Raw genomic sequence first — 21,256 nt, 5'->3', positions numbered from 1 at the left:
GCTGCCCGCGGACGCGTCACGCCGACTCGGGGTCGGCCGCCTGCATCGCTTCCTCGTCACGCGCGGCGGCCTTTGCCTCCTGACGCCGCTGACGCAATTTTTCCAGCACGCTTGCCGACTCGCGGCCACCGCCGGGCTTGAAACGGTGATCCTTACCCGCCGCGAGGTCGCCTTCGTCCATCTGCGCGGCGAGGCGCGTCGCGTCGAGCTGGCGCAGCGCCGCCTCGACATCTTCCATCTGGCGCGGATCGACGTCGAGCTTTTCGAGCGCCATGAGCCCCAACGCGATCGAGCTTTCGAACACCTCGCGCACCGCGCCTGCCGTTCCCGCACCCTCGATCGCCATCAACTGGCGCCGGTCGAAAACGCGCGTCAGTATCTTGGCCTGCGGGAAGGCTTCCACGATCGGACGCAATACTTCGGCATCAACCGTGGCGTCGTCGATGCAATAGATGATGACCCGCGCCTCCTCCGCGCCCGCGCGGCGGAGCAGGTCGAGCCGCAGCCCGTCACCGAAATAGACCTTGGTGTCGAACCGGCCGGACAATTCGATCTGGCTCGGCTTCTTGTCGATCAGCGTGACCGAACAATCGACCGCGTGGAGCATCTGCGCCACGATCTGGCCGAAGCGGCCATAGCCGATGACGAGCGCCGAGCCGCGCGGCGCATCGTCGGGTCCTTCGAGTTCGTCGCCATCGCGATCGGGCGAGAATTCGAGGTTGCGGGCGAATAGCATCAGGAAAGGCGTCGATACCATCGACAGCGTCACCACTGCGCTGAACAGGCTCGCCGCCTCGGGCGCGATAAGCAGCGCGTCGGCGGCCTGGGTAAAGAGCAGGAAGCCGAATTCACCGCCCTGGCTGAGCAGCAGCGCGAGGCCGAGCGCGGTTTTCCACGATTTGCCGAACGCGCGCACGAGCAGCGTCAGCACCACGACCTTGACCGCGACCAGACCCGCCGCGAGCAGCAGGACGCGCAGCGGATCGGCGAGGATCACGTTGACGTCCAGCACCATGCCAACGGCCAGGAAGAACAGGCCGAGCAGGATCAGGCGGAAGGGTTCGACATCGGCCTCTATCTCGTGGCGATACGGCGAATCAGCGAGCATCACGCCCGCGACGAAAGCCCCCAGCGCGGTCGAAACATGCAGGCTGTGCATCAGCGCCGAACTTGCCAGCACGACGAGCAGGCCGACGACGACGAACAGTTCGCGCTCGCCATAGCGCGCGACGAGACGCAGCAGCGGATTGACGACGAACCGGCCGGCGAGAACCAGCCCCGCGATGGCGAGCAGCGTATAGAGCGCCAACAGCGTGCCCGGCGGCGCCGAAGGGTCGGCGGGCGCCCGCGACAGCGCGGCGATGATCGTGATCATCGGCACGATCGCCAGATCCTGAAAGAGCAGGATCGAAAAGGCCTTCTCGCCGAAAGGCGAGTTGATCCGGCCCGAGCTTTTGAGGCTCGGCAGCACCTGCGCCGTCGACGACAGCGCGAGCGGCAGGCCAAGCGCGAGCGCCGCTGCGGGGCTGAAGCCCAGCGTAACGAAGATCAGCCCGGTCAGGATCAGCCCGGTGACGACAACCTGCGCCAGCCCGAGCCCGAAAATGGCGCGGCGCAGCTGCCAAAGCCGACGCGGATGCAGTTCGAGGCCGACGAGAAACAAGAGGAAGGCGATGCCGATCTCGGCGATCTGCAGCTTCGACTCGCCACCGCCAACGAGGCCCAGACCGTGCGGCCCCACGAGCGCGCCGGCGATCAGATAGCCGAGCACCGCGCCGAGCCCCAAACGGCGGAAGATCAACACGAACAACGTAGCAACGCCCAGCAGCACCGCGCCTTCAAACAACAGCGTATCGGTCGGGGTGCGCGCCGCCACCTCGGTGACGGCGGGCGCCGTTGCCGCGACGAGAAAAGTCATGCCGTCACCTCGTCATCCTCAAGCGCGGCGATGGCGGCATCGAAAGGCAGCAGTATTGCGCCCTGCCGCGCCGGATAGTCGCGCGCCGGCGCGAGCAGATCGAAGCCGGGCCAGTCGGGCATCGCGCCCTCGCCCGCGAACCAGCCGGCGATGGCGTCGCGCGCGGCGCGAATATCCCCGAGCGCGCGGCCGGGCGCGTAGCGTGCGACCAGCGCCGCCGACGCCTGCCCCAGCGCGCAGGCTTCGACGTGCAGGCCGACCTTCGTCACCCGTCCGCTCTCGTCGGCGTCGAGGTCGAGAATGATCGCGCTGCCGCACAGCGGCGCGCGCGCCGAGATATGATGCCGCGCCTCGGGCAGCGGCGGATAATCGGCATTGGCGACTGCCAGCGCCAATATGTCGCGGTTATACAGCGGCGCGCTCATTTCGCGGCCGCGTCGGGCGCGTCCTGCTTCACGGTCGTGCTTTCGGCGGCGCGCGCTTCGGCCCGCCGCTCGGCGATCACCTTGCTCAGCGCAGCGCTCGTCGCGTTGAGTGCGGGATAGGTGCGGCTCTGCTCCATCCATTCGGGACGCTGCGCATTGCCATAGCCGATGTCATAGAGAAGCGTGACGAGCATGAAGCCGATCGCGGCGATCAACAGCCCCTTCACCGCCCCGAAACCCGCGCCGAGCCCACGGTCGATACCGCCGACGATCGAGGCGCGGCTGCGCTGCCCCATCGCGCGCGAACCCCATTTGGCGAGGCCGAAGACGATACCGAAGAGAAGAACGAAGGCGAGCATCGCCGCTCCGCCCGCGGTTCCGACCCAACGCGACACGAACTCGGTCACCGCCGGATGAAAGAAGCGCACCGCCGCGATCGCCAGCACCCAGGCGAGCAGCGTCGTCACCTCCTGCACCAGCCCGCGCGAAAAACCGAGCACTGCGCCGCCACCGACCAGCGTCAGCACGATGATATCCAGAGCCGTCAGACTTCCCATCTGCCGGTCGCTAGTCGCGCCCGAGCATCAGGTCAACGAGTTCGCCGAGCCGCGTGAAGCCGGTAACGCCGATGCCGTTCACAGCCTTCATCCCCTTCGGCCCCCAGCCCTTTGAAAAACCGAGCTTCGCGGCTTCGCGCAGGCGCAGCGCGTCGTGCGCAACAGGGCGAATTTCGCCCGACAGCGACAATTCGCCGAAGACGATCGCATCGGCGGGAGCCGGCCGCTCGCTGAACGCCGAGATCAGCGCTGCAGCGACCGCCAGATCGGCGGCGGGATCGGTCAGGCGATAGCCGCCCGCGATGTTGAGATAGACTTCCGCGCCGCCCATCTGGAGCCCGCAGCGCGCTTCGAGCACCGCAAGCACCATAGCCAGGCGCCCGCTGTCCCAGCCGACGACCGCGCGCCGCGGCGTCGCGCCGCTCGCCAGCCGCACGGTCAGCGCCTGCACCTCCACCAGCACCGGGCGCGTCCCCTCCAGCGCCGGGAAGACGACCGATCCCGGCACGTCGCGGCTGCGGTCGGTCAGGAACAGGCTCGATGGGTTGCTGACCTCGCCCAGCCCCTCCTCACCCATCGCGAAGACGCCGATTTCGTCGGTGCCGCCAAAGCGGTTCTTCACCGCGCGCAGGATGCGATACTGGTGGCTGCGCTCGCCCTCGAACGCCAGCACCGTATCGACCATATGTTCAAGGACGCGCGGACCTGCGATCGTGCCATCCTTGGTGACATGCCCGACGAGGACGATCGCCGCGACGCCGTCCTTGGCATAGCGGATCAGTTCCTGCGCGCTCGCGCGGACCTGGCTCACCGTTCCCGGCGCGCTGTCGATGAGGTCGCTGTGCATCGTCTGGATCGAATCGATGACGACGAAATCGGCGTCGCGGCTGTCGAGCGTCGCCAATATGTCGCGCACCGACGTCGCGCTCGCCAGCGCGACCGGCGCATCGCCGAGCCCCAGCCGCTGCGCGCGCAGCCGCACCTGACCCGCCGCTTCCTCGCCGCTGATATAGACGACCGACTTGCCCGCCTTCGCGAGCCGCCCGGCCGCCTGCAACAACAAGGTAGACTTGCCGATCCCCGGATCGCCGCCGATCAGCGTCACCGATCCGGCGACGAAGCCGCCGCCGAGCGCCCGGTCGAATTCGGCGATGCCGCACAGCATCCGCTCCGGCATCGGGCTATGCTCGCCCAGCGTCTCGAGCGCCAGCGAACGGCCGCCTTTCGACAGGTCGTGCTTCGCCGAAAAGACGGTTTCGCTCGCCTCTTCGACCAGGGTATTCCACTCGCCGCAATCGGCGCATTGCCCCTGCCACCGGTACGAGACCGACCCGCAATTCTGGCAGACATATTGACGCTTTGCTTTGGCCATGCGGTTCGCATAATCGGAACAAAGATGGAACGCCAGCGCTTTCCTCTCGGTCATTGCGAGGAGCGTAGCGACGCGGCAATCTCCCGCTCTCGACTTTGCGCAAGGCGATGGCTGGAGATTGCTTCGCTTCGCTCGCAATGACGATCAAACCGCTTTACGGCAGCTTCAAACCCGAATCACCTTCGCACAGGAAAGCTCCGCGCCATGAAATTCTTTGCCGACACCGCCGAAATCGCCGACATCAAGGAACTGGCCGCAACGGGGCTGCTCGATGGCGTCACCACCAACCCGTCGCTGATCGCCAAGTCGGGCCGCGACTTCAAGGAAGTGACGAAGGAGATCTGCGCACTCGTCGATGGCCCGGTCTCGGCAGAGGTCGTTGCGCTCGATCATGAAACGATGATGAAGGAGGCCGAAATCCTCCGCAAGATCGCCGACAATGTCTGCATCAAGGTGCCGCTGACGATCGACGGGCTCAAGACCTGCAAGGCGCTGACCGGCGACGGCACGATGGTCAATGTCACGCTCTGCTTCTCGGCGACGCAGGCGCTGCTCGCGGCGAAGGCGGGCGCGACCTTCGTTTCGCCCTTCGTCGGTCGCCACGACGACAATGGTTTCGACGGCATGCAGTTGATCGCCGACATCCGGCTGATCTACGACAATTATGCCTTCGAGACCGAAATCCTGGTCGCGAGCGTGCGCCACGGCATCCATGTTCTCGAAGCCGCCAAGATCGGCGCCGATGTGATGACTGCGCCGCCGTCGGTCATCAAGGGATTGTTCAAGCATGTCCTGACCGAAAAGGGCATCGAAGGCTTCCTGGCCGACTGGGCCAAGACCGGGCAGTCGATCTGACCCCTACAAAACCCAAAACAGTCGTGTGTCCCCGCGAAGGCGGGGATCCATTTCCCGCCGGCTCAAAATGGCACCTTCCGGAGATGGGCTCCCGCCTTCGCGGGAGCACACCGTTTTTTGGCCCAGCTTTCCAGTTGACGTAAACGTCAACCTCCCGCGATACTCGTTCGAAAGGGAGAGATTCGCGATGACCGACACCACCATTCTTACCGAACGCCGCGGCCATGTGCTGATCGTCACGATCAACCGCCCCGAGGCGCGCAACGCGGTCAACGCCGCGGTCCATGTCGGCATCGGCACCGCGCTCGAAGCCGCCGAGAACGACCCCGAAATCCGCGCCGTCGTCATCACCGGCGCGGGCGACAAGAGCTTTTGCGCCGGCGCCGACCTCGTCGCCCTGTCGCGCGGCGAGAGCCTCGCGCCGTCGGACCCCGATCAGCTTGCATGGGGCTTCGCGGGCATGGTGTCGCACCCGATCTCGAAGCCGATCATCGCCGCGGTCAACGGCTTCGCTTTCGGCGGCGGCTGCGAGATCGCGCTGATGAGCGACATCATCGTCGCTGCCGAGCATGCCCAATTCGGCCTGCCCGAAGTCAAGGTCGGGCTGTTCGCCGCTGCGGGCGGTGCCTTCCGCCTTGCGCAGCAGATGCCGCGCAAGCTGGCGATGGAGCATATGCTGACCGGCGACCCGATCCCCGCCGCGCGCGCGGCGCAATTCGGCCTCGTCAACCATGTCGTCCCGCTCGCCGAGCTGATGCCGACCGCGCTTGCGCTCGCCGACAAGATTGCCGCCAACGCGCCGCTGTCGGTGCAGGCATCGAAGCGCGTCGCACTTGGCATCCAGGACGGCCGCATCGCCGCCGACGCGCCCTATTGGGAGCACAACACCCTGGAACGCAGCGCCTTGATGCGCAGCGAGGACGCACGCGAAGGCCCGCGCGCCTTTGCCGAAAAGCGCAAGCCCGAATGGAAAGCGCGCTGACATGACCATGACCGATCCCGAGCGCATTCCCGTCATCATCGGCGTCGGCCAGGTCAACGACCGCCCCGCCGACCCCGACGAAGGCCTCGACTCGCTCGGGCTGATGGTCGCGGCGCTGCGGGTCGCCGCCGAAGACGCCGGCGTGCCGCTCGCCGAGATCGACAGCCTCGCGATCGTCGACCAGATCAGCTTTCATAGCCTTGGCAAGCTGCCCGAACCGCTGGCCGCCGCCATCGGCGCCAGCCCGGCGATCAATTACCAGTCGGCGGCGCCGCACGGCGACACGCCGGTACGCCTGCTCAACGAAGCGGCGAACCGCATCGGCGCAGGCGAGGTGAAGCTCGCGGCCATCGTCGGCGCCGAAGCGCTGCGCACCGCCGCGGGCCGCGCCGCCAAGGCCGCGAGCGGCGAGGACAAGAGCTATAACGCGATCCGCAAGGTCGCGACGCGGCACGAGCCTGATTATGCGCAGAAGCACGGCCTCGCCGCGCCGGTCGACGTCTATCCGCTCTATGAAAATGCGACGCGCGCCGCTTGGGGCCAGAGCCTCGCCGAAGCACAGGATGAAAGCGCCGAAATCTGGTCGCGCTTTTCGGAGGTTGCGGCGGAAAACGAAGGCGCCTGGATCCGCAAGCCCGCAACCCCCGCCGACATCCTGCGCGTCGACGAGCGCAACCGGCCGATCGCCTTTCCTTACTCCAAGCTGATGGTCGCCAATTCGTCGGTCAATCAGGGTGCGGGCTTCCTCGTCGCCAGCCTGGCCGAAGCGCGGCGGCGCGGCATACCCGAAGATCGGCTGATTTACGTGGGTATGGGCGCCGCGGCGAAGGAGCCGCCGAGCATCCTCCGCCGCGATCGCTATAACGGCAGCGTCAGCATGGAAACCTCGATCAACCGCACGCTCGCGCTCAATGGCATGACCGCGCAGGATTTCGATTTCGTCGAACTCTACAGCTGCTTCCCTTGCGTGCCGAAGATGGCACGCCGCACGCTCGGCTGGCCGGTCGACCGCCCCGCTACGGTGTTCGGCGGGCTGACCTTCGGCGGCGGCCCGATCGCCAATTATATGAGCCACGCAATTGTCTCGATGGTGGATAAACTCCGCCGCGATGGCCGCTACGGCTTCCTCTTCGCCAATGGCGGCTTCGCCACCGACAATCATTGCATTGTGCTGGGCAAGGAGCCGATCGCCGCGGCCAGCTTCCCGCAGGATTTCGACTATCAGGCCGAAGCCGAGGCCAAGCGCGGACCGGTGCCCGATCTGGTCGAGGATTATACAGGACCGGCAACGATCGAGAGCTACACCATCTTCTACGGCCGTGATGGCGCGCCAAGGGCGGGCGTCGTGGTGGCACGGACTCCGGCAGGAGAGCGCACGCTCGCACATGTCGATGTGGAGGATGCGACGATGTTGGCAATTCTGACCGACGGCAAGGCCGAACCGGTCGGTGCAGCGGGCCAGATCGTGGCGCTCGACGAAGGCTTCGGATGGCGGGCAGGCTGACGAAACTTGTCGTTGCGAGGACCCGAAGGCGACGCGGCAATCCCCAGCTATCGACCTTGCGCTAGCCGACAGCTGGAGATTGCTTCGCTTCGCTCGCAATGGCGAGGATTGCTAACCCAGATCGAAACTGACACCCTGCGCCAGCGGAAGCGCGTCGGAATAGTTCACCGTGTTCGTAGCGCGGCGCATATATTGGCGCCACGCATCCGACCCGCTCTCGCGTCCGCCGCCGGTTTCCTTCTCGCCGCCGAACGCTCCGCCGATCTCGGCGCCCGATGTGCCGAGATTGACGTTGGCGATGCCGCAATCGCTCGCGGTCAGGAAGCGCTCGGCTTCGCGCAGGTCGGTGGTGAAGATCGCCGATGACAGTCCCGCCGCCACATCATTGTGCAGACGGATCGCGGTGTCGAGATCGTCGTAGCGCATGACGTAGAGGATCGGCGCGAACGTCTCCTCCAGCACCGGGCCGACCTGCCCGGGCATTTCCACGAGTGCGGGGCGAACATAATAGCTCGCGCCTTCGCCGACCCGATCGCCGCCATGCACGACGCCGCCCGCGGCCTTTGCCGCCGCCAGCGCTGCCTGCATCGCCTCATAGGCAGCGCGGTCAATGAGCGGGCCAACCAGCACGGTGCTCTCCAGCGGATTGCCGACGCCGACGCTGGCATAGGCCGCCTTCAACCTGGCGACGAAGCCGTCATGGATGATGTCGTGGACGAACAGCCGCCGCGTCGTCGTGCAGCGCTGCCCCGCGGTGCCCATTGCGCCGAACGCGACCCCGCGCAGCGCGAGATCGAGGTCGGCCGAGGGGGCGACGATCACGCCGTTATTGCCGCCGAGTTCGAGGATCGCGCGCGCGAACCGCTGCGCGAGGCGCGGCGCCACGGCGCGGCCCATGCGCGTCGATCCCGTCGCCGAGACGAGCGCGACGCGGGCATCATCGACAAGCGCCTCGCCTGTCTCGCGCCCGCCGATCAGCACTTGCGACAATCCCGCGGGCGCGTCGCCGAACCGCCGCAAGGCGCGCTCGAAAATCGCCTGCGTCGCCAAGGCAGTAAGCGGCGTCTTTTCGGAAGGCTTCCAAACCACGCTATTGCCGCAGACGAGCGCTAGCGCGGCATTCCATGCCCAGACGGCGACCGGAAAATTGAAGGCGGAGATGACGCCCACGACGCCCAGCGGGTGCCATATCTCCATCATCCGGTGCCCGGGTCGCTCGGTCGCGATGGTGAGGCCGTGAAGCTGGCGCGACAGGCCGACCGCAAAGTCGCAGATGTCGATCATCTCCTGCACCTCGCCCGCGCCTTCGGACGGAATCTTGCCCGCCTCGATCGTCACCAGCGTCGCAAGATCATCCTTGGCGGCGCGCAGTTCCTCACCGAACAACCGCACCAGCTCGCCGCGGCGCGGGGCGGGCACGTCGCGCCACGCGCGAAACGCCGCACCGGCGGCGGCGAGCGCGGCGTCGGTGTCGGCGGCATCGGCGATCCGGACCGCCGCGATCTGCTCGCCGGTCAGCGGCGAATGGGACGGCATCGAACCCTGGGTGTATAAGGCGCGCTCCACGCCGAGCGTATCGAGCAGGCCTGCCGTCATTTTCTCGATCCCGGCCATCCTTCGTCCTTTCGTCCACGTCATCGGGCAGCCGCATAATACTCCTCCCCCGTTCGTGTCGAGCGAAGTCGAGACACCACGACGGCGCGCAAGGACGATAGGGCATCTCGACTTCGCTCGATGCGAACGGCTAAGGGGATAGCAAATAGAGGAGAGATGCAGTGTCCGAACTACCCCCCTCCGAACCCTTCGTCCCCGTGCCCGCCGATGCCGCCGCGAACACGCATTGCAGCGCGGCCGACTATGACCGGCTCTACGCCGCCAGCATCGACGATCCCGACGGTTTCTGGGCCGATCAGGCACAGCGCATCGACTGGATGACGCCGCCAACGAAGATCGCGGGCTGGTCCTACGATCCCGTCAGCATCAAATGGTATGAGGACGGCGTTCTCAACCTTTGCCACAATGCGCTCGACCGCCATGTCGCCGCGGGCCATGGGATGCGCACCGCGATCATCTTCGAACCCGACGCCCCCGATGGCGAGGTGCGGCACATCAGCTATGCCGCGCTGCTCGCCGACACGATCCGCATGGCGAACACGCTCAAGAAGATGGGCGTCCGCAAGGGCGACCGCGTCACCATCTATATGCCAATGATCCCCGAAGGCGCGATGGCGATGCTCGCCTGCGCGCGCATCGGCGCGATCCACAGCGTCATCTTCGGCGGTTTTTCGCCCGAGGCGATCCACGGGCGGATCGAGGATTGCGGCAGCGACTGGGTGATCTGCGCTGACGAAGGGCTGCGCGGCGGCAAGACGATCCCATTGAAGGCCAATGTCGACAAGGCGCTCGAGCGCGTCGACGTAAAGGGCGTGCTCGTCATTGCCCACACCGGCGGCGACGTCGCGATGCGCGAAGGCCGCGACCATTGGTACGACGCGCTGTCGGCCGATGTCAGCGCGGACTGCCCGTGCGAACCGATGGGCGCCGAAGACCCGCTGTTCATCCTCTACACATCAGGCTCGACGGGCAAGCCCAAGGGCGTGCTGCACACTGTCGGTGGCTACAGCGTGTGGACCGCATCTACCTTCTGGTACGGGTTCGATTATCGGCCGGGTGAAATCTTCTGGTGCACCGCCGACATCGGCTGGGTCACGGGGCACAGCTATGTCGTCTACGGGCCGCTTCAGAATGGCGCGACGACGCTGATGTTCGAAGGCGTGCCCAATTATCCGGACCACGACCGCTTCTGGCAGGTCGTCGACAAACACCGGGTCAACATCCTCTACACCGCGCCGACGGCGATCCGCGCGCTGATGCGCGAAGGCGACGATTATGTGACACGCCACGACCTCTCGACGCTCCGGCTGCTCGGCAGCGTCGGCGAACCGATCAATCCCGAGGCATGGCGCTGGTATCACCAGCTCGTCGGCAAGGGCCGCATCCCCGTTGTCGATACCTGGTGGCAGACCGAGACCGGCGGCATCATGATCACGACGCTTCCCGGCGCGCATCCGATGCAGCCGGGCAGCGCGGGGCGCCCCTTCTTCGGGGTTCGGCCGCAGCTGGTCGATGCCGATGGCGCGGTGCTTGCCGACGAACAGGTCGGCGGCGCGACTGAGGGCAATCTGTGCATCACGCACAGCTGGCCGGGGCAGGCGCGGACGGTCTATGGCGACCATGACCGCTTCATCCAGACCTATTTTTCGACCTACAAGGGCAAATATTTCACCGGCGACGGCTGCCGCCGCGATGCCGAGGGCTATTGGCGGATCACCGGGCGGGTCGACGATGTCATCAACGTCTCGGGCCACCGTATGGGCACTGCCGAGGTCGAAAGCGCGCTCGTGCTGCACGACCTGGTCGCCGAAGCCGCGGTCGTCGGCTTCCCGCACGACATCAAGGGTCAGGGCATCTACGCCTATGTCACACTCAACGCCGGGGTCGAGCCGACCGAAGAGATTGCCGCCGCGCTGCGGCAGCAGGTGCGCACGGAAATCGGCCCGATCGCGACGCCCGACCATATCCACCTGACCCCCGCCCTTCCCAAGACCCGGTCGGGCAAGATCATGCGGCGGATACTGCGCAAGATCGCGGAGAATGACTTCGGCTCGCTCGGCGACACGTCGACGCTGGCGGACCCGAGCCTGGTCGACGGGCTGATCGAAGGGCGGAAGAACCGGTAACCCTAACCCCTCCCGTGTACGGGAGGGGCAGCGAGACTTGCCAGCTTGCTGGTTAGTCGCAGCGGGGTGGGCATTTCACCAACGTCGAAATTCTCGCTTCGCGAGACCCCACCCCTAACCCCTCCCGCAAGCGGGAGGGGGATTTAGAAATGGAAGTCCGGCAGTTCGGCCAGGGCGATGCCCAGCGCCTCGGCCCAGCCGTGCGACACATTGTGGAAATAGGGATCGTCGCGTTCGAAACGGCGTTCGTGGACGCCGTGGAAATCGTCGCGTTCGTGGACCTTCAGGTCGATCGGCAGATCGACCCCGGCGTTGGCGCGGATCGTCGAATCGAACGAGACGCACAGCAGCTTGACCGCATCCTCGAACGACATGGCGGGATCGTAGGACCGCACGATGATCGGGCGGCCATATTTGGTTTCGCCGATCTGGAAGAAGGGATTATCCTCCCCCGCTTCGATGAAATTGCCCTCGGGATAGATCAGGAACAGGCGCGGTTCGGCGCCGGCAATCTGCCCGCCGACGATCAACGAGGCGCGAAAGATCGATTCGGCGGCCGGCCCTTCGGCGCCGTAGCGCAGCACGATCTGGCGCAGCGTTTCCCCGACGATCGTCGCGACTTGGAACATCGACGGCGCCTGCAGGATCGACGGTTGGCGTTCTTCAGGCGCCTTGGTGCGTTCGTCGAGCAGGCTGACGACCGCTTGCGTGGTCGCCAGATTGCCCGCCGACATCAGCGTGATCACGCGCTCGCCCGGCACGTGCCAGCTGCGCATCTTGCGCACCTGCGATATGTCGTCGACGCCGGCGTTGGTGCGGGTGTCCGACATGAACACCAGCCCCTTGTTCAAACGCATGCCCACGCAATAGGTCATCGAATCCCCGTCCCGCCCCTGTGATGTCCCGATTATTGCTGCACCTGCAATTGGACAACCAGATTTTCCTGCGCCGCACCATAGCGCATGCCGCGAACCGGGGCGGCATCGCGATAATCGAGCCCCGTCGCGACGCGGATATAGCGCTCGTCGGGCGAATGGCCGTTGCTGACGTCGAAGCCGATCCAGCCGATATGGTCGAAATGCGCCTCCGCCCAGGCGTGGGTGGCGTCCTGATGGGTGCGGTCGTCCATGCTGAGATAGCCCGAAACATAACGCGCAGGGTGGCCCAGATGGCGCATCGCGGCGATGAAGATATGGGCGTGATCCTGACACACCCCGCCCTCGCCCCCCAGCGCCTGTTCGGCGGTTGTCTCGGCATCGGTGACGCCGATGCGATAGGCCAGCCGGTCGAGGATCGCCGCCGACAGCGCATGCGCGCGTTCGATATCGTTCGCGAAGTCGCGGCCCAATCCGGCGGTCAGCGCGCGCACGCCCCGTCCCGCACGCGTCAGCGGCGTCGGGCGGAGGAAGGTCCACAGCGGCATCGCCCCGCGATGCGCCCCGATCACCCCGTCTGTGGTGAGCAGTTCGACCGCGCCGTGGCACCGGATGACAAGTTCGGCATCGCCGCCGTGCACCGCGATCAGATCGACGCCATTGCCGTGATGATCGACATAATGGAGCTGCTTTTCCCCGCCCTCGACCTCGATCGTCCAGTCGTGGATCCGCTGCTGGCCCGGCCGGTCCTTGGGGGTCAGGCGCAGTTGTTGCAGCGCATAGCCGACGGGAGCGTCATAACGATAATGGGTGGTATGATCGACACGCAGGAACATCGTCACTCCACGAAACGGTAATCGCGCTCGATCTGCATCGCGAGCGCCGAATTGGCGGACAGGAAATCGGTCAGATATTCGTGCAGGCCACCATCGAAGATCGCCTGGATCGGCCCCGCGAGCTTTTGCCGGCACAGGGCGTCGGCCATCCGCCCTGCCTCGGTCTCTTCGCCATAGCCGCGCTGCAGCCAGGCAAGATTATCCTGCATCTTGGCGCAGCAAAAGGCGAGGCTGCGCGGCATCTGGCCATAGAGGATCAGGAATTCGGCGATCTTGAGCGCGCTGATCTCGGCCCCGTAAAGCCAGCGATAGGCGCGGTGCGCCGAGACCGACCGCAGGATCGTTTCCCACTGCACATTGTCGATCGAGGTGCCGATATGCGCGACCGAGGGCAGCAGCAGATAATATTTTACGTCGAGAATGCGCGCCGTGTTGTCGGCGCGTTCGAGGAAAGTGCCCAGCCGCGCGAAATTATAACCATCGTTGCGCAGCATCGTGCCGGTCAGCGCACCGCGCACCTGCGCACTCTGCTGGCGGATCGCGGCGAGCACGTCGGGCAGATCGTCCTCACGCACCGGCCGCTTGAGCAGGTCGGTCAACGTCATCCAGCTCGTATTCACCGCCTCCCACACCTCGCGCGTCAGTGCGGTGCGCGCGGTGCGCGCATTGTCGCGCGCGTGCTTGACGATCGACAGGATGCTCGACGGGTTGGCCGGGTCGCGCAGCAGGAAATCGACCACGCGCGCGGAGCTGTAATCATCGTGCGTCGCCAGGAATGCCTGATCGACCCCCGCGGTCTCCAATATCGAGCGCCATTCGGCGGGCGCCGTCTGCGACCGCGTGAGCGCGATGCGAAAGCCCGCGTCGATCAGCCGCGCATTATTCTCGCTTCGTTCAAGATAGCGCGCCATCCAGAAGAGGCTGCCTGCGGTTTTGCCTAGCATCGCCGTCAGTCCTCCAACACCCAGGTGTCCTTGGTGCCGCCACCTTGGCTGCTGTTCACGACCAGCGATCCCCTGGTCATCGCGACGCGCGTCAGGCCGCCGGGGGTGATGGTGATGCCCTGCGGCGACATCAGGACAAAGGGACGCAGATCGACATGCCGCGGCGCAAGGCCCTTTTTGGTGAAGATCGGGACCGTCGAAAGCGACAGGGTCGGCTGGGCGATATAATTGCCGGGGTTGGCCTCCAGCTTGGCGCGGAACGCTGCGATTTCCTTCCGGCTCGCGGCCGGCCCGACGAGCATTCCATAGCCGCCCGACCCGTGCACTTCCTTCACCACCAGTTCGGGAAGCCGGTCGAGCACCTCGCGCAGATGTTCGGGCTCGCTGCATCGCCACGTCGGCACGTTGGGCAACAGCGCCTTTTCGCCGGTGTAGAATTCGATGATGTCGGGCATGTAACTATAGAGCGCCTTGTCATCGGCGATCCCGGTCCCCGGCGCATTGGCAATCGTGATGCCGCCGGCGCGATAGACGTCCCATATCCCCGGCACCCCCAGCATCGAATCGGGACGGAAATTCAGCGGGTCGAGGAAATCATCGTCGACGCGGCGGTAAAGGACGTCGATCGCGCGATAGCCCTGCGTCGTGCGCATCGCGACCCGGCCATCGACGACGCGCAGGTCATGCCCTTCAACCAGTTCGGCGCCCATCTGATCGGCAAGGAAGCTGTGCTCGAAATAGGCGCTGTTGTGGATGCCCGGCGTCAACACCGCGACGGTCGGCGTACCGCCGCACATCGGCGGCGCACAGGCCGACAGCGATTTCAGGAGGTTGATCGGATAGTCGCCGACCTCGCGCACCGGTACTTTCGCGAACAGCTCCGGAAACATCTGGAGCATCGTTTCGCGATTCTCGAGCATGTAGGACACCCCCGACGGGGTGCGGGCATTATCCTCCAGCACATAGAATTCGTCGGCGCCGGTGCGGACGATATCGATGCCGCTGATATGGGTATAGACGCCGCCCGGCGGATCCATGCCCATCATCATCGGCAGGAAGGCATCGTTGCGCGCAATCAACGCGGTCGGCACCCGGCCGGCACGCAAAATCTCCTGCCGGTGATAGATATCGTAGAGAAAGGCGTTGAGCGCGCGCACCCGCTGCTCGATCCCGCGCGACAGGCGGCGCCACTCACCCGCCGCGATGATCCGCGGCACGACGTCGAACGGGATCAGCCGCTCGTCGGCGTCGGCCTCGCCATAGACGTTGAAGGTAATGCCAGTGGTGCGAAAAAAGGCTTCGGCCTGCTGCGTCTTGCGCTGGATGCGCTGGGCATCCTCGGCATCGAACCATTCGCAATATTCGCGATAGGGCGGCCTGGTCCCGCCACCCCCGGTTATCATCTCGTCGAAGAAGGAAATGCTCCGACCCTTTCCACGCAACAGCTACGCCAACCGCGCACGATAAACGCGGCGCCCTGTTCCGACCTGCTACGTCGCCCGGCGGCTACACGGCCACCAAGCTTATGGGAAAGATGCTAATCGCGCCGCCGCGCGATGGCAAGCGGCCTCGTCACGGCGCGAAGGGCCGCGCGCACCGGCGCGCGGCCCCGCCGTCCTATGCCGTCAAAGCTGCCCGTGGCAGTGCTTGTACTTGCGGCCCGAACCACAGGGGCACGGCGCGTTGCGGCTGATCTCCAGCGCCGCATAGGGATTTTCGCCTTCGGGAAGATCGGGGCGCGGCACCTGCATCGGCGGCAGCGTGTCGGCGATCACGCCCAGCGATCCGCCGTCGATATCGGCGCTGTTGTCCTCGCCCGTGAAGGGATCGATGTGCGTCGTCAGGAAGTCCGGCAGGTCGGGCAACGGCATCGGTTCGGGTTCCTGGAACTGGAAATCGATCCGCGCCACGGTGCGCGTTACATCCTCGCGGATATTCTGCAGCATCCGTTCGAACAGCCCGAAAGCCTCGGCCTTATATTCGTTGATCGGCTGCTTTTGCGCATAGGCGCGCAGGAAGATCGCCTGCCGCAATGCGTCGAGCGTCGCGAGATGGTCCTTCCAATGATGGTCCAGCGTCTGGAGCAGGATCGACTTTTCGATACCGCGCCAGCTTTCCTGGTCGACCTGCGCCGCCTTTTCGGCCGCAGCCGCGTCGGCCATCTGCTGGATGCGCTCCTCGAAGACTTCGGCATCGACCGCATCTTCCTGCATCCATTCATCGAACGGCGGGCTGAGGTCGAGGATGTTCGCCACCCGCTCCTTCATCGCCTCGATGTCCCATTGCTCGGGATAGCTGCCCGGCGGGCACGCATCGGCGACGATCGCATTGACCGTTTCGGCACGCATCGCCGTCATCGCGTCATCGACCGTTTCGCTGTCGATGATCTCGCCGCGCTGTTCGTAGATCACCTTGCGCTGGTCGTTCATGACGTTGTCATATTCGACGACCTGCTTGCGGATGTCGTAGTTGCGCGCCTCGACCTTCTTCTGCGCGGTCTCGATCGCCTTCGACAGCCACTTCGATCCGATCGCTTCGCCATCCTCGAGATTCTTGTTCATCATCTTGGCGAACAGCGTGTCGGGACCGAAGATGCGAAGCAGATCGTCGTCGAGGCAGAGGTAGAATTTCGACAGGCCGGGGTCGCCCTGACGGCCCGAACGGCCACGCAGCTGGTTGTCGATGCGGCGGCTTTCGTGGCGCTCGGTGGCGAGCACGAACAACCCGCCGGCGGCCTTCACCGCCTCACGCTCAGCGGCGACTTCCTCGCGGATTCGTGCCTCGGCGGCGTCGCGTTCGGCGCCTTCGGGCATGTCCTTCAGCTCGTCCTCGATGCGGAATTCTTCGCTGCCGCCGAGTTTGATGTCGGTGCCGCGGCCCGCCATGTTCGTCGCGATCGTCACCGCGCCGGCGCGACCGGCCTGCGCGACGATATGCGCTTCGCTTTCATGGAAGCGCGCGTTGAGGACGCTGTGCGGCACGCCTTCCTTTTCGAGATAGGAGGACAGAAGCTCGGACTTCTCGATCGACACCGTGCCGACCAGCACCGGCTGGCCGCGCTCGTTCGCATCGCGGATCGTGCGTGCGATCGCGCCGAACTTGTCGGTGATATTCTTGTAGAATTCATCTTCCTCATCGATGCGCGCGATCGGGCGGTTCGTCGGGATGGTGACGACGTTCATCTTGTAGATTTCGAAGAATTCGGCCGCCTCGGTCGCCGCGGTGCCGGTCATCCCGCTCAGCTTGGGATACATGCGGAAATAATTCTGGAAGGTGATCGAGGCGAGCGTCTGGTTTTCGGGCTCGATATTCACGCCCTCCTTCGCCTCGACCGCCTGGTGCAGGCCGTCGGACCAGCGGCGGCCATCCATCATGCGGCCGGTGAATTCGTCGATGATGACAACCTTGCCGTCCTTGACGATATAGTCGGTGTCGCGGCGGAACATCACGATGGCTTTCAGCGCCTGGTTGACGTGATGGACGACCTGCGTGTTCTCGATGTCGTAGAGGTTGCTGCCTTGGAGCAGCCCGGCGTTTTCGAGCAATCGCTCGACATGCTCGGTGCCTTCTTCGGTCAGGCTGATCGACTTCGCCTTTTCGTCCTTCTCATAATCCTCTTCGCCGAGCTGAAGGACCACTTCGTTGACGCGGATATAGAGTTCGGATTTGTCGTCGGTCGGGCCGGAGATGATCAGCGGCGTACGCGCTTCGTCGATCAGGATCGAATCAACTTCGTCGACGATGCCGAAATTGAACGGGCGGTGGACCATCTGGCCGCGGTCATATTTCATGTTGTCGCGCAGATAGTCGAAACCCAGCTCGTTGTTCGTCGCATAGGTGATGTCGCTGTTATAGGCGGCGCGGCGTTCGGTTTCGTTGAGGTTGGGAACGATGATCCCGGTCGTCAGCCCCAGAAAGCCATAAACGGTGCCCATCCATTCGGCGTCGCGGCGGGCCAGATAATCGTTCACGGTGACGACGTGAACGCCCTTGCTCTCGAGCGCATTCAGATAGCAGGGCAAAGTCGCCATCAGCGTCTTGCCTTCGCCCGTCGCCATTTCGGCGATTTCGCCGCGGTGGAGGACGATGCCGCCAATCATCTGCACGTCGAAATGGCGCATGCCGAGCGTGCGCTTTGCCGCTTCGCGAACCGTCGCAAAGGCTTCGGGCAGGATGTCGTCGAGCGTTTCGCCGGCATCGAGCCGGGCGCGGAACTTCGGGGTCTGCGCCTTCAATTCCTCGTCGCTCTTCGCCTCCATTTCGGGCTCGAAGGCGTTGATCTTGGCGACGGTCTTGCGGATCGAATTGACGTAGCGGTCGTTGGACGAGCCGAACAGGCTCTTGGCAATGCTGCCGAACATGGCGGATTTCCTTGGATTATCGAAAAGGGTGGCGGACGCGCCGCACGAATATGCAGAAAAAGGCCCCGATCATTCGGAGCCTGGCCCGTCAGGGCATCGCCAAAAGGCTATTCGAGCGCGCGGTCGCTGCCGGTGAGGAGGCCGGGAAGATGCGGCGGGGCCGCCTTGCGCGGCTTGCCGCTGCCGCCGCTCGTCGTGCGGCGGGTCGGGGTAGCGGTGGTTGGTCGGCGTTCGCTATCGCTCGCCTCGGCCTTGTTCGCGCTTTCGGCGAGCATGACCAGCGACCCCATTGCCACGGGCGTGGCAGGCGCCGCCATCGCCCGGTCCGCGGTCGCGAAGCCGGTGAGCAGCGCCAAAAGGGTCAGCAATAACCGCAAGAATCGCCCCTATTCCAATCCAACGCGCTGCATATAACGCGCTGCTGCATGAACATAGGGTGAAAAGGCGCGAAGGTCCAGAGGCGGCGTGACGGCCTGTGCCGCCTTCACGTGCCGCCCGAAGGACAGTCGGAGACCAGCGGCCCCTTTTGTTTCGCCTTCGTATCGATCGAATCGACACGCATCGTGATGTGGCTGGACCGGAAGAATTCGGGCGAGGTTTCGCAGAAGCCTATGACGAGGGCATCGGAAACCTGCTGCGGCGTTGCGTCGGCTCGCCATCCGTCGGGACCGGTTACGGTGATCACCAGCGTATTGTCCTCGGCATCCACGGCCTGAATCTGGATACCGCCCTCGAATACCGTTCCGATTGTCGTTCGCATGGCCGCGACATAGTCGCCGATCGTCGGCGCGGCATTCGGAGCCTGTGCGGTTGCAGCCGCCGGCATCGAAACGACCGCCAGTGCGGCGGCCAAAAACAGCTTGTTCATCGTCTGATACTCCCCTGCGACCCCACCTGCTCCATATCGCCGCGCGCATCGCTGTCAAAGCCCGTTTGCGCCGCGCGCCGCGATTGCGCTTGACGGGCGCGTCAACTTCGCCTGTTCTCTACTGACAAACATGTCAGGGAGGACGGGATGGCACGGAAGGCGATATTCATCACCGGCGGCGGATCGGGCATCGGCCGCGCCACCGCGCAATATTTTGCGGCGCAGGGCTGGTTCGTCGGGATCGCCGACGTCAACAAGCAGGGCATCGACGAAACCGCCGCGCTGCTTCCCGACGGCGCCTCGTCGCGCCACGTCATGGACGTACGCGACCGCGACCAATGGAAAGCTGCCCTTGCCGAATTCGCAGCCGCGAGCGGCGGTCGCCTCGACGTCCTGTTCAACAACGCCGGTATCGGATCGGGCGGCCAGTTCCTCGACATGCCGCCCGAAGAGGCGGACCGGCTGATTGCGATCAATTTCGGTGGCGTCGTCAACGGCATCTACATGGCGATGCCGTTGCTGCGCGCGACCCCCGGATCGGCGATCCTCAACACCGGATCGGCGTCGGGCTTCTATGGCGTCGCCGGGCTTGCCGTCTATTCGGCGACGAAGTTCGCGGTGCGCGGGCTGACCGAGGGGCTGGAGATCGAGTTCGCCAAATATGGGATCAAGGTTCGCTCGCTGATGCCCGGCTTCATCGACACGCCTTTGCTCGACCAGGTCAGCGCCGACAGCAACGAGCCGGCCCGCGACCGCCTGTCGGCGAGCGGTTTCGAAATCTCGCCGGTGCAAGATGTCGCAAAGGCAGCATGGGATGCCGTTCACGGCGACCGCGTGCATGTCCCCGTCGGCAAGATGGCGCGCCGCCTCGGCCGCCTCGCGCGCTTCTTCCCAGGCCTGATCGCCAAGCAATCGAAAAAGATCGACGGCCTCGGCGGCGCGGCGGCGCATTGACGCGCCGGTCGGGCGCGAAAGACGGTGTGCGCTACAGATTCAGAAACCTGCGCGAATTGCCGCTGAATATCTTGGCCTTCTGCGCGCCCGACAGACCGCTGTGATCGCGAACGAGCTGGCCGATGTCCTGTTCGCCGAGTGGGAACGGGTGGTCCGAACCGAGCAACACACGGTCTTCGCCCATCACTTCGACGAGCAGGGTCAGCGCGCGCGGGTCGAACACCGCTGAATCGACGAAAAAGCGATCGACATAGGTCGAGGGCGGGTTCGGGCAATCGACACGGACGATGTCGCGATATTTCCAGGCATTTTCGACGCGGCCGAGCAGAAAGGCGAAACTGCCGCCGCCGTGACCGAAACAGATGCGCAGGCTTTTCGGCAGGCGCTCGAACGCGCCCGACAGGATCAGCGACAGGATCGAAAGCTGCGTCTCGGCGGGCATCGCGACGAGCCAGGGCAGCATATATTTGGGCATGCGTTCGCGCGCCATCATGTCCCACGGATGGACGAGCACCGCCGCACCCACTTCGGCGCAGTGGGTGAGAAAGGTCAGGATGCCTTCATCGTCGAGGTTGCGCAGCCCCATATGATTGCCGATCTGGACGCCAAGATGGCCGCATTCCATCGCGCGGCTGACCTCGCCGCACGAGCGGTCGATATCCTGCAACGGCACCTGCGCCAGAGCCTTCATCCGATGCGGCGCGTGGCCGCAAAATTCGAGCGCCGCGTCATTGAAGCGCTGCGCACATTCGAGCGCCTGCCCGGCGGGCCGACTATAGCCGAACATGATCGGCGTCGCGCAGATGATTTGCAGGTCGATCCCCTGTTGGTCGAGCGCTTCGACGCGGCGCGCGGGATTCCACAATATATCGTCGACGGGGCGGAACATCTTGGCGCCCGACATGATGAAGCCGCTGCCGTCGCCGTCATCGCGCAGCCACGGCAGGCCGTCGGCTTCGGCGCGGGCGCGATAGGCGGCATCCATCGCCGGAAAGAAGTGGCTGTGCATGTCGATCACGGCCGCCCGTTGCGCTGGATTGTCCATCATGATTGTCGCCGCACCCT

The 21,256-nt window shown here is 65.1% G+C and carries 18 protein-coding genes; 5 read left to right on the top strand and 13 right to left on the bottom strand.

The window, feature by feature from the left end:
* Positions 1–16 precede the first annotated feature (16 nt).
* The 4 genes from AOA14_RS11440 to radA are packed head-to-tail and all read right to left on the bottom strand — an operon-like array spanning position 17 to position 4,272.
* On the bottom strand, positions 17–1,918 hold the full coding sequence (locus AOA14_RS11440; protein ID WP_062901899.1) for a cation:proton antiporter domain-containing protein: 1,902 nt from the start codon (positions 1,916–1,918) through the stop codon (positions 17–19).
* Positions 1,915–2,343 carry an iron-sulfur cluster assembly scaffold protein gene (locus tag AOA14_RS11435; RefSeq protein WP_062901898.1) on the bottom strand — a complete coding sequence of 143 codons (429 nt, stop codon included), beginning with the start codon at positions 2,341–2,343 and terminating at the stop codon, positions 1,915–1,917. The genes AOA14_RS11440 and AOA14_RS11435 overlap by 4 nt, the downstream gene beginning before the upstream one ends.
* Complete coding sequence (locus AOA14_RS11430) at positions 2,340–2,900, bottom strand: CvpA family protein (protein WP_003052779.1); 561 nt, start codon at positions 2,898–2,900, stop codon at positions 2,340–2,342. The genes AOA14_RS11435 and AOA14_RS11430 overlap by 4 nt, the downstream gene beginning before the upstream one ends.
* Before the next feature lie 10 nt (positions 2,901–2,910).
* A complete protein-coding gene (gene radA / locus AOA14_RS11425) occupies positions 2,911–4,272 on the bottom strand; it encodes a DNA repair protein RadA (RefSeq protein WP_062903130.1) in 1,362 nt (453 codons plus the stop codon).
* Positions 4,273–4,476: 204 nt separating this feature from the next.
* Here radA and fsa point away from each other — a divergent pair, with 204 nt between their 5' ends.
* The 3 genes from fsa to AOA14_RS11410 all read left to right on the top strand — a co-directional run bounded on the left by fsa (position 4,477) and on the right by AOA14_RS11410 (position 7,613).
* Positions 4,477–5,127 carry a fructose-6-phosphate aldolase gene (fsa, locus tag AOA14_RS11420; protein WP_058813215.1) on the top strand — a complete coding sequence of 217 codons (651 nt, stop codon included), beginning with the start codon at positions 4,477–4,479 and terminating at the stop codon, positions 5,125–5,127.
* Between the two features lie 187 nt (positions 5,128–5,314).
* On the top strand, positions 5,315–6,109 hold the full coding sequence (locus AOA14_RS11415) for an enoyl-CoA hydratase-related protein (protein WP_062901897.1): 795 nt from the start codon (positions 5,315–5,317) through the stop codon (positions 6,107–6,109).
* A 1-nt stretch (position 6,110) separates the two neighbouring features.
* Positions 6,111–7,613, top strand: a complete 1,503-nt coding sequence (locus AOA14_RS11410) for an acetyl-CoA acetyltransferase (RefSeq protein ID WP_062901896.1) — start codon at positions 6,111–6,113, stop codon at positions 7,611–7,613.
* A 111-nt stretch (positions 7,614–7,724) separates the two neighbouring features.
* Here AOA14_RS11410 and amaB read toward each other — a convergent pair whose 3' ends face one another.
* Entirely contained in the window at positions 7,725–9,227 is a 1,503-nt protein-coding gene (amaB, locus tag AOA14_RS11405) for an L-piperidine-6-carboxylate dehydrogenase (RefSeq protein ID WP_062901895.1), read from the bottom strand.
* A gap of 161 nt (positions 9,228–9,388) precedes the next feature.
* Here amaB and acs point away from each other — a divergent pair, with 161 nt between their 5' ends.
* On the top strand, positions 9,389–11,353 hold the full coding sequence (gene acs, locus AOA14_RS11400) for an acetate--CoA ligase (protein WP_062901894.1): 1,965 nt from the start codon (positions 9,389–9,391) through the stop codon (positions 11,351–11,353).
* A 143-nt stretch (positions 11,354–11,496) separates the two neighbouring features.
* Here the strand turns inward: acs and AOA14_RS11395 are convergent, their stop codons facing one another.
* The 7 genes from AOA14_RS11395 to AOA14_RS11365 form a co-directional block, all read right to left on the bottom strand.
* Entirely contained in the window at positions 11,497–12,228 is a 732-nt protein-coding gene (locus AOA14_RS11395; protein ID WP_003052754.1) for a proteasome-type protease, read from the bottom strand.
* Positions 12,229–12,260: 32 nt separating this feature from the next.
* Positions 12,261–13,064, bottom strand: coding sequence for a transglutaminase family protein (locus tag AOA14_RS11390; protein ID WP_062901893.1), 804 nt, complete (start codon positions 13,062–13,064; stop codon positions 12,261–12,263).
* A gap of 2 nt (positions 13,065–13,066) precedes the next feature.
* Positions 13,067–14,008: an alpha-E domain-containing protein gene (locus AOA14_RS11385; RefSeq protein WP_058813208.1), complete on the bottom strand. Its 942-nt coding sequence runs from the start codon at positions 14,006–14,008 to the stop codon at positions 13,067–13,069.
* Between the two features lie 5 nt (positions 14,009–14,013).
* The gene (locus AOA14_RS11380) at positions 14,014–15,411 is read right to left on the bottom strand and encodes a circularly permuted type 2 ATP-grasp protein (protein WP_062901892.1); all 1,398 of its coding nucleotides are present in this window, start codon (positions 15,409–15,411) and stop codon (positions 14,014–14,016) included.
* Positions 15,412–15,633: 222 nt separating this feature from the next.
* Positions 15,634–18,369 carry a preprotein translocase subunit SecA gene (gene secA / locus AOA14_RS11375; RefSeq protein ID WP_062901891.1) on the bottom strand — a complete coding sequence of 912 codons (2,736 nt, stop codon included), beginning with the start codon at positions 18,367–18,369 and terminating at the stop codon, positions 15,634–15,636.
* Between the two features lie 107 nt (positions 18,370–18,476).
* A complete protein-coding gene (locus AOA14_RS11370; protein ID WP_238929639.1) occupies positions 18,477–18,746 on the bottom strand; it encodes a hypothetical protein in 270 nt (89 codons plus the stop codon).
* A 107-nt stretch (positions 18,747–18,853) separates the two neighbouring features.
* Complete coding sequence (locus AOA14_RS11365; protein WP_062901889.1) at positions 18,854–19,237, bottom strand: hypothetical protein; 384 nt, start codon at positions 19,235–19,237, stop codon at positions 18,854–18,856.
* A 147-nt stretch (positions 19,238–19,384) separates the two neighbouring features.
* Here AOA14_RS11365 and AOA14_RS11360 point away from each other — a divergent pair, with 147 nt between their 5' ends.
* A complete protein-coding gene (locus tag AOA14_RS11360; protein WP_062770108.1) occupies positions 19,385–20,191 on the top strand; it encodes an SDR family oxidoreductase in 807 nt (268 codons plus the stop codon).
* A gap of 31 nt (positions 20,192–20,222) precedes the next feature.
* Here the strand turns inward: AOA14_RS11360 and AOA14_RS11355 are convergent, their stop codons facing one another.
* Entirely contained in the window at positions 20,223–21,239 is a 1,017-nt protein-coding gene (locus tag AOA14_RS11355; protein WP_238929638.1) for an amidohydrolase family protein, read from the bottom strand.
* Between the last annotated feature and the right edge of the window lie 17 nt (positions 21,240–21,256).

Origin of the sequence: Sphingopyxis terrae subsp. terrae NBRC 15098, assembly GCF_001610975.1 — a bacterium.
GTDB classification, from domain to species: Bacteria; Pseudomonadota; Alphaproteobacteria; order Sphingomonadales; family Sphingomonadaceae; genus Sphingopyxis; species Sphingopyxis terrae_A.
This window is presented reverse-complemented; position numbering and strand designations above follow the sequence as displayed.